At 71.9% G+C, this 12,662-nt stretch carries 15 protein-coding genes; 10 read left to right on the top strand and 5 right to left on the bottom strand.

What is annotated here, in order from left to right; genetic code table 11:
• Positions 1-270: 270 nt before the first annotated feature.
• Complete coding sequence (locus tag G3I53_RS18400) at positions 271-1,971, bottom strand: glycosyltransferase (RefSeq protein ID WP_343239531.1); 1,701 nt, start codon at positions 1,969-1,971, stop codon at positions 271-273.
• Between the two features lie 296 nt (positions 1,972-2,267).
• Between G3I53_RS18400 and G3I53_RS18395 the strand changes: the two genes are divergently transcribed.
• The 3 genes from G3I53_RS18395 to G3I53_RS18385 all read left to right on the top strand — a co-directional run bounded on the left by G3I53_RS18395 (position 2,268) and on the right by G3I53_RS18385 (position 5,909).
• Positions 2,268-3,515 carry an MFS transporter gene (locus G3I53_RS18395; protein WP_239063974.1) on the top strand — a complete coding sequence of 416 codons (1,248 nt, stop codon included), beginning with the start codon at positions 2,268-2,270 and terminating at the stop codon, positions 3,513-3,515.
• Positions 3,516-3,806: 291 nt separating this feature from the next.
• Entirely contained in the window at positions 3,807-5,144 is a 1,338-nt protein-coding gene (locus G3I53_RS18390; protein ID WP_164332400.1) for a DUF1254 domain-containing protein, read from the top strand.
• Positions 5,145-5,357: 213 nt separating this feature from the next.
• Entirely contained in the window at positions 5,358-5,909 is a 552-nt protein-coding gene (locus G3I53_RS18385) for a GAP family protein (RefSeq protein WP_343240645.1), read from the top strand.
• A gap of 103 nt (positions 5,910-6,012) precedes the next feature.
• Here the strand turns inward: G3I53_RS18385 and G3I53_RS18375 are convergent, their stop codons facing one another.
• Positions 6,013-6,333, bottom strand: a complete 321-nt coding sequence (locus tag G3I53_RS18375) for a hypothetical protein (RefSeq protein WP_164337529.1) — start codon at positions 6,331-6,333, stop codon at positions 6,013-6,015.
• Between the two features lie 243 nt (positions 6,334-6,576).
• Between G3I53_RS18375 and G3I53_RS18370 the strand changes: the two genes are divergently transcribed.
• The 4 genes from G3I53_RS18370 to G3I53_RS18355 all read left to right on the top strand — a co-directional run bounded on the left by G3I53_RS18370 (position 6,577) and on the right by G3I53_RS18355 (position 8,826).
• Entirely contained in the window at positions 6,577-7,176 is a 600-nt protein-coding gene (locus G3I53_RS18370) for a sulfite oxidase-like oxidoreductase (protein ID WP_164337528.1), read from the top strand.
• A complete protein-coding gene (locus G3I53_RS18365; protein WP_164337527.1) occupies positions 7,146-7,898 on the top strand; it encodes a ferredoxin reductase in 753 nt (250 codons plus the stop codon). Before G3I53_RS18370 ends, G3I53_RS18365 begins: the two co-directional genes overlap by 31 nt.
• A 94-nt stretch (positions 7,899-7,992) precedes the next feature.
• Positions 7,993-8,265, top strand: coding sequence for a DUF6510 family protein (locus G3I53_RS18360; protein WP_164337526.1), 273 nt, complete (start codon positions 7,993-7,995; stop codon positions 8,263-8,265).
• 117 nt (positions 8,266-8,382) lie between these two features.
• Positions 8,383-8,826, top strand: a complete 444-nt coding sequence (locus G3I53_RS18355; protein WP_203592391.1) for a VOC family protein — start codon at positions 8,383-8,385, stop codon at positions 8,824-8,826.
• A gap of 49 nt (positions 8,827-8,875) precedes the next feature.
• Here G3I53_RS18355 and G3I53_RS18350 read toward each other — a convergent pair whose 3' ends face one another.
• Positions 8,876-9,286 (bottom strand): RidA family protein, encoded by a 411-nt coding sequence (locus G3I53_RS18350; protein ID WP_164337525.1) that lies wholly within the window; start codon positions 9,284-9,286, stop codon positions 8,876-8,878.
• A 77-nt stretch (positions 9,287-9,363) separates the two neighbouring features.
• On the opposite strand from G3I53_RS18350, the gene G3I53_RS18345 reads away from it, so the two are divergent.
• Complete coding sequence (locus G3I53_RS18345) at positions 9,364-9,738, top strand: helix-turn-helix domain-containing protein (RefSeq protein ID WP_164337524.1); 375 nt, start codon at positions 9,364-9,366, stop codon at positions 9,736-9,738.
• Positions 9,739-9,794: 56 nt separating this feature from the next.
• Here the strand turns inward: G3I53_RS18345 and G3I53_RS18340 are convergent, their stop codons facing one another.
• Together G3I53_RS18340 and G3I53_RS18335 are read right to left on the bottom strand one after the other, a co-directional pair.
• On the bottom strand, positions 9,795-10,187 hold the full coding sequence (locus G3I53_RS18340; RefSeq protein WP_164337523.1) for an ester cyclase: 393 nt from the start codon (positions 10,185-10,187) through the stop codon (positions 9,795-9,797).
• 114 nt (positions 10,188-10,301) lie between these two features.
• Positions 10,302-11,000: an SDR family NAD(P)-dependent oxidoreductase gene (locus G3I53_RS18335; RefSeq protein ID WP_164337522.1), complete on the bottom strand. Its 699-nt coding sequence runs from the start codon at positions 10,998-11,000 to the stop codon at positions 10,302-10,304.
• A gap of 113 nt (positions 11,001-11,113) precedes the next feature.
• Between G3I53_RS18335 and G3I53_RS18330 the strand changes: the two genes are divergently transcribed.
• Positions 11,114-11,983, top strand: a complete 870-nt coding sequence (locus tag G3I53_RS18330; protein WP_164337521.1) for a helix-turn-helix transcriptional regulator — start codon at positions 11,114-11,116, stop codon at positions 11,981-11,983.
• Positions 11,980-12,642: an NAD(P)-binding domain-containing protein gene (locus tag G3I53_RS18325; RefSeq protein WP_203592394.1), complete on the top strand. Its 663-nt coding sequence runs from the start codon at positions 11,980-11,982 to the stop codon at positions 12,640-12,642. The genes G3I53_RS18330 and G3I53_RS18325 overlap by 4 nt, the downstream gene beginning before the upstream one ends.
• Positions 12,643-12,662: the final 20 nt, after the last annotated feature.

The following is a 12,662-nucleotide window of genomic DNA, read 5'->3' as shown; positions in this document are numbered from 1 at the left end:
CGCCAGCGCCGGGAGCCCGGCCCGCAGGCCCCTCCGGCCGCCACCCGGCCCCACCTGGCAACTCCGGCCCCTGCGGCCACCCGTACGCACCACCACTCTGACGACGGAGCCCCGCCCCACTCCAGCGGACCGTCAGGATTCATCCGTTCGGGTGGGGTGCTCAGTTGACGTGCCGGGGGCGGCGTCGCCCCGGCCGGCCACGGGAGGCGCCGCCCGCAGTTCCCCCTGCCCCACGTCCCGGCCCCTGTGCACTCCTCGGCCTTCGGGACCTCACACCTTCCCGGCCTTGCTCCACCGGTCCGCCTTCCGTGCCAGGGCCCTGGCCTTGCGGCGCGCCCCCGGCGGAAGTCGGCGGAGGAGGGTGCGGGCAGCGCTGCGGAGGAGGGGAGCGGCCGAGGTGCGCTGGAGGACGCGCTGGGGGAGCGTGGTGCGGCCGGCCAGGCCGACCGACAGTCGCAGTTGACCGGACGGGCCGCCCCAGTCGGGGATGACGAGGCGGGGCTGCGTCCCGTCCGCCGTCGGCCCCGGCACCAGGAGGGACCCTGGCTGTGCGGGCGAGGCGGAGGCCCCCCGGGTGATGCGTGCGCGGCGGCCGACGCCGAGCAGTTGGGCGCTGCACCACACCGTGTAGGTGCCCGGTGGCAGCGCCTCGCCGTTCGCCACGGTCCCGGGGTCGAGGACCGTCTCGCCGGTGACGACCACACGGTGGCGTCCCGGCCCGACGGGCTCGGTGCGGGCCGTCAGGTCACCCTCCAGGAACCACCACTGGTTGCGAGCCGTGTCGTGGAGCAGGAGGTCACCGTGGGCGTGTCCGAGCGGGTGCGGGACCTCCCAGTCCTCGGCTCCGTGGATGCCGGCCAGCAGGTCGGGGTCGAGGTGGAGGCGGCCGTAGCGCTCGACGAGGGTGAGGGGCCCGCCGTCGGGGCGGATCATGCCGGCCGTGACCTTGAGGTGGAGTCTGCCGTCCCGCCAGCGGATCTCGTCCACGGTGACCTGCGGCTTCACGTCCGCCGTTCTGCGGGCCAGGTCGATCAGGGAGTCCAGGCGGCCCTCCTCCAGCAGGTGCGCCCGGAGCCGGCTGATCGCGGGCAGGCCGTCCCGGACGCCCGGCGGGAAGCTCTCGCGCGCCAGGCGGCGCACCACGGTGAAGTACCGCTCCAGATCGCGGCCGGTGCGCTTCAGGACTCGGGGCTCGATGACCGGGCGGAGCAGCTCGACGCGGTAGGAGCGGCGGAGCAGGTGGTCCTGGAGCGGCCCGGGCGGGATGACCTCCTTCACGGCGTCGACGACGTTCCGCAGATGGCCGTAGTAGTCCTCGGGGGTGGTGGCGCGGCTGCTGGTGTTGCCGCCGTCCTCACGGCGGTTCCACAGGTAGCAGGGGGGACCGGCGAGGATCGAGACGGTCTTGGCGCGTACGTAGGCCCGGGCCATGAAGAGCTGGTCCTCCAGGCGGACGGGTCCCTCGGGGAACTCGATGCCGTGTCCGAGGAGGAAGTCGCGGCGGAACATCTTGTGCGGGGTGAGGCTCTCGAAGAGGGGCGCGTCCTCGACCGTGCACTGCTCGACCGTGCGCTTGAAGACGTTGCTGGGGCCCTGCATCGTGCCGGCGACCTTGCCCATGACGATGTCGGAGTTGTTGCGGACCGCGAGGTCGTGGAGGCGTTCGAGAGCCTGCGGGGTCAGTTCGTCGTCCTGGTCCACGAACTGGACGTACTCGCCGCGCGCCACCCGTACCCCGACGTTGCGGGGCTTCCCGGGCCACCCGGAGTTCTCCTGGTGGATCACGCGCACGTGGCGGTGCTCGGCGGCCAGCCGGTCCAGGCGCTGCGCAGAGTCGTCGGTGGAGCCGTCGTCGACGTAGATGATCTCGTAGGCGTCCGCGCCGATGCTCTGGCGGAGCAGAGACGGGGCACAGAGGTCGAGATAGGGGCCCCCGTTGTACACGGGCACCACGATGCTGACCTTGATCACTGATCTCCCTGAATAACCGCACGATCCAATGCCTTTCGGGAGAAATGGTGTCCCACACATGGGGCCAATGGAACGATCGGGGCGCACGAATGCCGACCGTAGGGCGGGTGTTGGCCTCACCTCGCCGGCTTTCCGCTGGTCAACACCCCTCTCGCGGGCATTGCCGTCGATGACGACGGGCCGGGCGTCCGGCGCGTCGGGGTCCCCGCCCGCGGGGGGTGGGCGGCGGCCGCCCCTGCTAGAATTCCCGGGTTGGCCTTCGGCTCCCCCAACAGGGGCGCGCGAAGGCTTTTTTCATGCCCTCAGACCCCTCAGACCCCTCGAACCCCTCACACCCCTCCGCGCCCGGCGCGTCACCCACGGCCACCACCTACCGAGCCCTCCTCCGCAACCGTGAGTTCGCGGGCCTGTACGTGAGCTTCGCGCTGAGCGTGTCCGCGAGCACCCTCTCGGGCTTCGCGCTCGGCACGCTGGTCCACCAGCAGACACGGTCACCATTCCTGACCGCCGTGAGCATGTACGGCGCCACGTTCGCCACGGTGCTCGGTGCCCTGACCCTGATGTCGGTCGCGGACGGCAGCCGCCCCCGCCGGACCCTCGTCGTCCTTCAGGGCGTCGCGTCGGCCGGTGCCGCCGCCCAGGCGGTCCCGGGGCTGCCGTTGACGGTCCGGTTCGGTCTGCTCGCGATCCTCGGCTTCTTCCAGTCGCTCGGCACCGGCACCCGCATGGGGCTGGTCAGCGAGGTGGTACCGGATGCCGCGTACGCGGCGGCCCGCTCGCTGATGAACATCACCGCGGGCGCCACGGCGATCCTGGGCTACGCGTTCGGCGCCCTGCTGCTGCGCCACCTCGCCCCGCGGGACGGCTTCCTTCTCGCCACCGCGCTGACCGGCCTCGGGCTGGTCGTCGTGGCCACCACCGTGCGGGACCGTTCGATCCGCCCGACCCGGCGCCCCGGGCTACGGCAGACCTGGACGGCCAACACCGCCCTGTTCGCGCACCCCGGGCGACGAGCACTGCTGCTGAACCTGTGGGTCCCCAACGGCCTCATCGTCGGCTGCGAGGCGCTGTTCCTCTCCTACTCCCCGGACCTGGCCGGAGTGCTCCTGGCAGCCGGGGCGGCGGGCATGCTCCTCGGGGATCTGACCGTCGGACGGCTGCTCACGGCCGACCGGAGGAGACGCTGTGCCTTCGCGCTGCGGCTGCTGCTCGCGGCGCCCTACCTGCTGTTCGCCCTCCAACCGCCCGTGCCGGTGCTGACGGCGGCCGTGTTCGTCGCTGGTGCCGGATTCGCCGCCACCCTGCCGCTCCAGGAACAGCTCCTCGCGTCGACACCGGACCAGGTGCGCGGCCAGGTCCAGGGCGTCGAGTCGGCCGGCCGGATGACCTGGCAGGGTTTGGGCGCGGCCGTGGCGGGAGGGCTCGCCCAACTCCTCACCCCGGCAGCGGCGATCACCGCGCTGGCCGCCGTCTCGGTCACGATCACCGTCGCCTCCAGGCCCTTCGTGGCCGGGGCCGGTGCGGCTGCCCGCGCCGACGGGTGAATGCGTCCTGTCCGGTCGCGCGGAGCCCGAAGCCCCAGCGGGACGGTGTGCCACGTGTAGGCGCCACGCGCAGCCGGGTGCCAGCCCGGCTGCGCGTGAGCCCGCTCCGCCGCTGTGCCCGCCCGGCCGCGGCACTCGCCGGGTCGACAAGCCGCCCCACCGCCCCACCGCCCCGCAGTCCCGCCGCCCGCCGCCCGCCGCCGTGGACGGTCCGGGGGGCCGAGATGCGGATGCCAGGGGGCCCGCTTAGCGTCGAAGAGTGCGGGCCGATACGCGCCCAGGGAGAAGCCGATGGCGGACGAGCAGCTGGAGCGGTTGGCGACGGAAGCATGGCTGTACGGCTATCCGTTGGTGACCGCCGGGCTGACCAAGGACGTCATGACGGCGGTCGCCGAGCGGGACGACGAGCGGCGCAAGGCTCCGGTGAACCAGTTCTGTCACATGCGCCGCACACCCGACGCCGCCTTCACCGAGGTCGTGTCCCCCAACGCCGACACCCTGTACTCCAGTGCCTGGCTGGACCTCTCCGAAGAGCCCCTGGTGCTGAGCCTGCCGGAGTTCGAGGACCGCTACTGGATGGTGCCGATCCTCAGCGCGTGGTCCGACGTCGTCCACGCGCCCGGCAGCCGTCAGGACGGATCGGCCGCGGGACCCTTCCTGCTGACCGGGCCCACCTGGTCGGGCCGGGCGCCGCAGGGCATGACGGTGCTGCCGTCGCCCACGGCCGTCAACTGGATCATCGCGCGGTACGCCACGGCCGGGCCGTCCGACTACGCGGTCGTCCACCGGCTTCAGGACGGCACCCGGCTCACCCCGCTGTCGCAGTGGACGGGAAACCCGCGGGACTACACCCCGCCCACCGACGCGACCGTCGCCGAGGGAGTCGACGCCGTCACCGCCCCCGTCACCCAGGTCCACCAGCTCGACGGCCGGGCGTTCTTCACGCGGCTCAACCAGCTCCTCGTCGACAACCCGCCGAGCCCCGCCGACGCGCCCTTCCTCGAGCGGGTGGCCCGGCTCGGCATCGCTCCCGGAGCGAAGCTGGAGGACCAGCCGCCGGACGTGCTCGCCGCGCTGGACAGGGCCGCCGCCACGGGCCCCGAGACGCTCCAGGGGTTCAAGTCGCAGGCGGAGGCACCCGGCAACCAGGTCAACGGGTGGACCGTGCACCGCGGACTGGGCGCCTACGGGACCGACTACCCCAAGCGCGCCATGGTGACCTGGGTCGGCTACGGCGCCAACCTCGACGTGGACGCCCTGTACCCGCACGCCACCAACGACGCGGACGGCCGGCCCCTCGACGGCGCGCACCGCTACGTGCTGCACTTCGACGCGGACCGGACCCCGCCGGTACGGGGCTTCTGGTCGCTGACGATGATGAACGACCGGCAGCTGTTCGCCGACAACCGCCTGGACCGCTACGCGATCGGCGACCGCAGCGGCATGCGCACCAACCCGGACGGCTCCCTCGACATCTACGTCCAGCACGACAACCCGGGACCCGACCGCGAGGACAACTGGCTCCCCGCGCCCGAGGGAAGTTTCAACGTCTTCCTGCGCCTGTACTGGCCGGACGAAGCGGCTCTCGGCGGAGCCTGGACCCCGCCGCCGCTGCGACGAACCAGCTGAACGGAACACGGGAACGGTCCGCGCGCGGACCCGCGTCCCCGCGTTCCGAGCCGCCCGCGCCGCCGGCCGGCCCGTCCGCCACGGGCCCGGGCGGCCCGACCGACCGGGAGCGACAGATCCGATGGTCCTCGATCTTCTGGTGATCGGTGCAGCCATCACTGCGGGCCCCTGCACAACAGCGCCTTCATCCTGCTGCTCTCCGCGCGGAACGGCGTGCGCCAGGGCATGGCGTTCCTGCTGTCGTGGCTGGCCAACCTGATCGCGGTCATCGTCTGCGTGGTGCTGCTGACCGGCGGCCGGCAACTCGTGCATCACAGTGCGCCCTCGACCGCCGCCGTGGCGGTGAAGCTGGCCATCGGCCTGGCGCTGGTGGTCTACGGCGCCCTCCGGCACCGCCGGCCGGCCCGTCCGCGCCGGCCGCCCCGCTGGGCCGCCCGCATCGACGACGCCTCCCCGGCCGTGGCCGCCGGCCTGGCGTGGATGCTGCAACCCTGGGCGCTGGTCGCCGCCGGCGCCGCCACCGCTGTCGACGCGGACCTCTCCACCGTCGCCGACTGGTTCGCCCTGGCCTGCTACTGCCTGCTCGCCACCCTCAGCCTCATCGTCATGGAGGCGTACGCCCTCCGGGCGCCCGCGGCCGCCGGCGCCCGCCTGCAGGCGTTGCGCGGCTGGATGGACCGCCATCAGGAATCGCTGATCGTCACGCTCTCCCTGCTGGCCGGCCTGTACCTGGTGGCCCGCAGCATCTACGACCTGGTGACATGACATGACATGACGTAGGTGACGTGACGTGACGTGACGTGTGGCAGGGCGGCGGTGGCCCGGCACGTCATGCCGGGCCACCGCTCACCGGTGCGACGGACAGGGATCAGCAGACGGCGGTCCGGTCGTAGCGGCCGCCGACGGTACGGAAGTACGCGCTCTGCTTGTTCTTGATGGACTTGCAGGACGTGTCACGCCAGTTCTTCACGACGACCTTCACCCGCATCGTCTTGCCGCACTTGTTGTACAGCCATGCCTGCATGCCCCCGTCGGGGTTGTTCACGACACTGCGCTGGATGCACGCGGGCGCGGTACCGCCCGCCGTGATCTGCACCGGAGCGGCCTGCACCGGAGCGGCCCCGCCGACGACGCCCGCCAGCACCAGAGCCGTCGCGCCGAGGATGGTCGTGCCCTGCTTCCTGAGCATGTGTACCCCCTTCTGTCCCGTGCCGTGTGCACGGGTCGTGGTCGCCACCGAAGTTACGGACCACAGGGGCCGCGGGCATCGCACGCCGGTGTGAGACCGCGGTAAACCGGCGCGGTAGCGCCCCGTACGGCCGTGGTTGGAGGCCCGGCAGGGATACGTCCCGGCGTTTCCTCCGGCCGAGATGCTCCGCCGCGGCATGTGCTGAAAAATGGAAGCCGCCCGCTCTGCAGAAGGGGGCCCGACATGTCCATCGTTTCCCGGGGATTCCACGGCCGGGCGCGGGACACCCGGCACACACTCCCGCCGGGGCAGTACGAGACCACCGGCTTCCCCGTTCTCTCCGCCGGCCCCACCCCCGTGGTGCCGCACGACGCCTGGCAGTTCACCGTCCGCACGGAGACGGGGACCGAACACACGTGGAACTGGGATCAGCTCATGAGCCTGCCCTCCCAGACACCGACCGTCGACCTGCACTGTGTCACCAAGTGGTCGAAGTTCGGCACGCAGTGGCAGGGAGTCCCGCTGGACGTCCTCCTGGCGGACGTGGAGTCCGGTGCCGAGTACGCACTCGTCCACTCCTACGGCGACTACACCACCAACCTCCCCCTAGAGGACCTTCTCGACGGCAAGGCGTGGATCGCGTACCGGTACGACGGCGAGGACCTCGCGCCGGAGCACGGCGGTCCGGCGAGGCTGCTGGTCCCGCACCTGTACCTGTGGAAGTCCGCCAAGTGGGTGCGCGGCATCCGCCTGCTCGACGAGGACGAACCCGGCTTCTGGGAGAGCGTCGGCTACCACGACTACGGGGACCCATGGCGCGAGCAGCGGTACCAAGGCGACTAGGCGAGCGGCTGCGCTGGCGGACGGCCCGCCTGGCCGGACGGCGGGACGAGTCGCGCGACGCGCGCACGCTCGCCCTCGACGTGCCCGGCTGGCCGGGGCACGCGGCGGGACAGCACGTCGACCTGCGGCTCACGGCGGAGGACGGGTACAGCACCCAGCGCAGCTACTCCCTGGCCTCGGCACCCGACGGCGAGAGGATCGAACTGACGGTTCAGCGCGTCGACGACGGCGAGGTCTCCCCCTACCTCACGGACGTCCTGGCCGTGGGCGATCAGGTGGAGCTCCGCGGACCGGTCGGCGGCTGGTTCGTGTGGCGCCCGGAGCAGCAGGAACCGGTCCTCCTCGTGGCCGGGGGATCCGGCCTGGTGCCCTTGATGGCCATGATCCGGGTGCGCCGCGCGGCCGGCAGCCGCACACCCTTCCGCCTGCTGTACGGCGTGCGCAGCCCCGAGACGCAGCTCTTCACGCCCGAACTGCGCAGAAGCGAGGACGGGCTCGACAAGACCTACGTCTACAGCCGGTCCACGCCCCCCGACTGGCCGCACCCTCCCGGGCGCCTCACCGCGTCCGACCTGTCGGCCGGCGGATGGCCGCCGGAGTTCGAACCCACCTGCTACGTCTGCGGCCCCACCGGCTTCGTCGAAACCGCCGCCGGCCTGCTCGTCGCCCTCGGTCACCACCCGGGCCGCATACGCACCGAGCGCTTCGGCCCCAGCGGATGAGGTCCCGCCGTCCGCCCCGCCGCCCCGGCACGACACGGCCCCCTCAAGGGAACAACGCGCCCGGTGCCCAGCAGAGGAAGGAGGAGAATCCCCGATGACGCACACACCTGATCACCTCGACGGCAACGCCGCCGCCGGGGACCTCGAGTCGCTGTTCGGCGCCGACATGACCACCGCTTCGGCACAGTGCCGCGGCTGCGGCCGGCGAACGAGGCTGGCCGAGGCGCACGCCTACCTCGGCGGCCCCGGGACGGTGCTGCGGTGCCCCGGCTGTGAGGGGGTGTTGCTGCGCCTGGTCCGTTCGCCGCGCGACCTGTGGCTCGACGCAGCCGGCATGGACCACCTGCGGCTGCCCGCACCCGCCTGACCCGGCGGGACCGCCCTGCGCCGCACAGCACCGTGCTGTCGAGAACACGGCACCGGCTCCGTCCCCGGGGCAGCAGTGGTCCGAACGGACCCGCCCCACGACGCAGAGGAGCACCTCATGGCGGTTCAACGGATGGACAACGTGGGGATCGTCGTCGACGACCTGCAGGCCGCCGTCGCCTTCTTCACCGAACTCGGCATGGAACTGGAGGGGGAAGCGCAGATCGAGGGAGCCGTGGCGGACCGGATGCTGGGCCTCGACGGGGCCCGCAGCTCCATCGCGATGATGCGCACCCCGGACGGCCACGGCAAGCTGGAGCTGACGCGGTTCCACGCCCCGGAGGCGATCGCCGGGGGACCGCTCGACCCGCCGCCGCCCAACACCCTGGGCCTGCACCGCGTCATGTTCGCCGTCGACGACATCGACGACACGATCACCCGCCTGCGCCGCCACGGGGCGCAACTCCTCGGCGACGTGGCGGAGTACGAGAACGCCTACCGCCTCTGCAATCTGCGCGGCCCGTCGGGCATCATCGTCGCCCTCGCCGAACAGACCGGCTGACCGGGAGCGAACGGCCGCCCCGGGGACGAGCCACGGGCACCGGCGCGCCTCAGTCGAGGAGCGCGGTCGCCTCGACCTCCACGAGCACGTCCGGCTCGAAGAGGTACTCGACGCCGATGAGCGAGGCCGGAGGCATCGGAAGGCGCAGACCGATCTCCTCGGCGACGGACTCCACCCCGGCCATGAAGTCCCCGATCTTCTCCGGGCTCCACCCGGTCACGTAGAACGTCAGGCGCAGCACGTCCGCGAAGGACGCCCCCGCGCCCGCCAGGCCGACCGACGTGTTGCGCAGTGCCTGGGCGACCTGACCGGCCAGATCGCCCGGTGCGACCGGCGCACCGTCGGCCCGGCGGGCGACCTGCCCGCTGACGTGCACGTGCTTCGTCCCCGTGCCCACGGCGACGTGGTGGTACGGGGTCGGCTGCAGCATGCCGGCCGGGGTGAAGTGCTGAACGCTCATGGTCTTCCCTCTTCCGTTTCAGGTATCTGTAAGCTACCTAGTAGGAAAAGGACACTTCAACGAGACCAGGTTTCGCCATGGATACCGACCCCGGACTCCGCATCGAGGCTCCGCACCGGGAACTGCTCGACCAGATCCTCGACAAGTGGTCGCTGAGTGTCCTCAACGAACTGTGTGAACGCCCTTGCCGTTTCAACGAGTTGCGCCGTGCCATCCCTCAGGTCACGCAGAAGTCGCTGACCGCGACGCTCCGGAGACTCGAACGCAACGGCGTGGTCGAACGCGAGGTCGTCTCCACCCGCCCGGTGGCGGTCAGATACCGGATCACGCCGCTGGGCAAGACACTGCGCCACCCCGTCGACGTGCTGCTGGCCTGGGCCGCCGAGAACATGCCCGCCATCACGACCGCACGCGAGGCATTCGACGGACGGGAGGAGGAGACGAGCGCCTGACACCCCGCCGCCCTCCCGTCCGCCGTCCCACGTGCGGCTGCCGGCCGTGAGCCGCATCAGCCGCCCAACTGCCGCAGCAGGTCGGAGGAGTCGTGCAGGGCCGTCATCTCCACGAAACGGCCGTCGCGGACCCGGTAGATGGCGTACTCGGTGATCTCGAAGGACGCCCCGGACGCGGGGACACCGAGCCATTCCCTGGCGGGAGTACCGGTGTTGACCGCCCGCACGGCGATCCGGTCCCGGTCGAACAACAGCTCCCGGACCTCCCAGTGCAGGTCCGGCACGGCCTCGATGTCGTGCTTCTGGACGGCGACGACATCCTCACGGGTGCCCGGTTCGCCGTTCAGCACCACGTCGTCGGCGATGAACTGGTCCATGCCGTCGAACACATGGGCGTTGAGCGCCGCCACATAGCGGAGGTACCAGTCCTTCAGGACGGAGCCGGTCATCGGCTGCTCCTTCTCGTTCGTGGGTGCTTCGTGTGACCTGCTGTCTCGGCGTCGCGAGCGCCCGTGGCCGGGCACGGGCCGCCGGCGTGAACCGGCGGCGCCGTCCGCTCGGCGTCACCACGCGACGGGGCCGTAGCGGTCGATGATGCGACCCGTTCCGGAGTCGGCGTCCTCGATGGCCAGCGTGACGATGGCGTCCGTGCCCTCGGTCACCGTCTGGGTGCCGCTGTGGCCGTTGAGGTCGGTGGCGGTGTAGCCGGGATCGACGGCGTTGAAGCGGATGTCGGCCCACGCCTTCGCATACTGCGTGGTCAGCACCGTGACGGCGGCCTTGGAGGCGGCGTAGGCGGGGGCGATCACCTGCGACTCCACCCGTTCGGGATCGTGGGTGAGAGCCACGGACCCCAGGCCGCTGGTGACGTTGACGACGGCCGGCGCGTCCGAGGCGCGCAGCAGCGGCAGGAACGCGGCGGTGACGCGGACGACGCCGGCCACATTGGTGTCGAGCACCCGCGCGGCCTCCGCGCCGGTCAGCTCCTCGGCGGACACGACGGTGCCGGTGATGCCCGCGTTGTTGATCAGGACGTCGATCCGGCCCTCGTGGGCCGCGACATCGGCCGCCGCGGCCGCCACGGAGGCGTCGTCGGTGACGTCCACCTGGACGAAGCGGGCACCGAGCGCTGCCGCCGCCCGGCGTCCGCGAGCGACGTCGCGGGCACCGAGGAGCACGGTGTGACCGAGTGCGGTGAGACGGCGGGCGGTTTCGAGACCGAGGCCCTTGTTGGCACCGGTGATGAACGTGGTCTTGGACATGGCTCCACCCTGGCCGGGCCTGCCGTGACCAGCCAGAGACCGCTTCTCCGTAGGACCAGCAGTACCACCCTGGAGAGGCCCGGAACGGACACGCGGATGCCTACGATGCAGGCGTGACCAAGGGACATGTCGTGGACAACCAGCTGGGAGCGACCCTGCGGGCCTGGCGGGACCGCCTGTCGCCGGACACCGTCGGACTGCCGGCGGGCGGGGCACGCCGGTCGCCGGGGCTGAGGCGGGAGGAACTCGCCGAGCTGGCGGGACTGTCCGTCGACTACCTGGTGCGGCTCGAGCAGGGCCGGGCCGTCAGCCCCTCCGAGCAGATCGTCGCAGCGCTGGCCCGCGCGCTGCGGCTCTCCCCGGACGAACGGGACCACCTGCACCGGCTGGCGGGGATCCGGCCGCCGCAGGACCAGCGGGTCGTCGACGACATCCCGGCCAGCATGCGACGGCTGCTGACCCTGCTCGACGCCACTCCGGTCGCGGTCTTCGCCGCGGACTGGCAACTCGTCTGGTGGAATCCGAGATGGGCGGCCCTGTTCGGCGAACCCACCAGGATCCGGGCCGAGGAGCGCAACCTCGTGAGGCTGCGCTTCCCGGTCGCCTCGGACCGGGGCCGGCTGACGAGCTGGCCGGTGATCCCGGTCAACGCCGAAGCCGCCGACCGGGCGCTCGTGGCCGACCTGCGCCGGGCCGCCGCCCGCTTCCCCGACGACCCTCGCGTGTCCGGCCTGGTGGCGAGCAGGGTCGCGGGCAACCCCCGGTTCGCCACGTTCTGGGCCGATGCGTCCGTGGGCCGGCACGCCGAGGACCGCAAGACCATCCGGCACCCCGACTTCGGGGAAGTGACCGTCGACTGCGACGTCCTGACCGACGGAGACACCGACCTGAAGATCGTCGCCTACACGGCGGTCCCCGGCAGCACGGACGAATCCCAGCTGGTGCACGCCGGCATCATCTCGACCACCGGGAGCGACACGTGACGACGATCGGCATCATCGGCGCAGGTGAAGTGGGCAGCCAGCTCGCCCGCGCAGCCGTGGCCCACGGCTACCACGTGGTGATCGCCAACTCGCGGGGACCGGAGACGCTCACCCACCTCGTCGAGGAGCTCGGCCCGTCGGCCCGCGCCGCCACCGCGGCCGACGCGGCCGCAGCGGGCGACTTCGTGATCATCGCCGTCCCTCTCAAACCGGCCAACGACATGCCCGTGGAGCAACTCGCCGGCAAGATCGTGCTCGACACCAACAACTACATGCCGTGGCGCGACGGCCACTTCCCGGTCGTCGACTCGGGGGAGAAGACGGTGCACGAACTGCGGCAGGAACAACTGCCCACCTCCAAGGTCGCCAAGGCGTTCACCCACATCCAGGCTCCCCGCCTCTTCCTGTCCGCCCGCCCCGTGGGAACACCCGGCCGGCACGCCCTCTCGGTCTCCAGCGACCACCCCGAGGCCGTGGAACTCGTCACGCGCCTCTACGACGCGTTCGGATTCGACACCGTCGACAACAGCCCGCTCAGCGAATCCTGGCGCAGCGGCCCCGGCCAGCCCGCCTGGATCTCGCACACCCACCAGACACGCGACCAACTCGCCGCCCACCTGGCCGAGGCACGCCGGATCCCGTACCCGACCCGGGGCTGAGCGCAGCGACCGAGGCCGCC

The sequence above is a fragment of the Streptomyces sp. SID14436 genome, from assembly GCF_010548465.1.
In the GTDB taxonomy this organism is placed as follows: Bacteria; Actinomycetota; Actinomycetes; order Streptomycetales; family Streptomycetaceae; genus Streptomyces.
The sequence above is the reverse complement of the archived record's forward strand: the minus strand, read 5'-3'. Positions and strand labels throughout refer to the sequence as shown.

What these genes read in the sequence shown, in the direction of transcription:
- G3I53_RS18395 (WP_239063974.1), top strand. Translation starts at nt 2,268, where the DNA reads ATGCCCTCAGACCCCTCAGACCCCTCGAACCCCTCACACCCCTCCGCG.
- G3I53_RS18390 (WP_164332400.1), top strand. Translation starts at nt 3,807, where the DNA reads ATGGCGGACGAGCAGCTGGAGCGGTTGGCGACGGAAGCATGGCTGTAC.
- G3I53_RS18375 (WP_164337529.1), bottom strand. Translation starts at nt 6,333, where the DNA reads ATGCTCAGGAAGCAGGGCACGACCATCCTCGGCGCGACGGCTCTGGTG.
- G3I53_RS18370 (WP_164337528.1), top strand. Translation starts at nt 6,577, where the DNA reads ATGTCCATCGTTTCCCGGGGATTCCACGGCCGGGCGCGGGACACCCGG.
- G3I53_RS18365 (WP_164337527.1), top strand. Translation starts at nt 7,146, where the DNA reads ATGGCGCGAGCAGCGGTACCAAGGCGACTAGGCGAGCGGCTGCGCTGG.
- G3I53_RS18360 (WP_164337526.1), top strand. Translation starts at nt 7,993, where the DNA reads ATGACGCACACACCTGATCACCTCGACGGCAACGCCGCCGCCGGGGAC.
- G3I53_RS18355 (WP_203592391.1), top strand. Translation starts at nt 8,383, where the DNA reads ATGGCGGTTCAACGGATGGACAACGTGGGGATCGTCGTCGACGACCTG.
- G3I53_RS18350 (WP_164337525.1), bottom strand. Translation starts at nt 9,286, where the DNA reads ATGAGCGTTCAGCACTTCACCCCGGCCGGCATGCTGCAGCCGACCCCG.
- G3I53_RS18345 (WP_164337524.1), top strand. Translation starts at nt 9,364, where the DNA reads ATGGATACCGACCCCGGACTCCGCATCGAGGCTCCGCACCGGGAACTG.
- G3I53_RS18340 (WP_164337523.1), bottom strand. Translation starts at nt 10,187, where the DNA reads ATGACCGGCTCCGTCCTGAAGGACTGGTACCTCCGCTATGTGGCGGCG.
- G3I53_RS18335 (WP_164337522.1), bottom strand. Translation starts at nt 11,000, where the DNA reads ATGTCCAAGACCACGTTCATCACCGGTGCCAACAAGGGCCTCGGTCTC.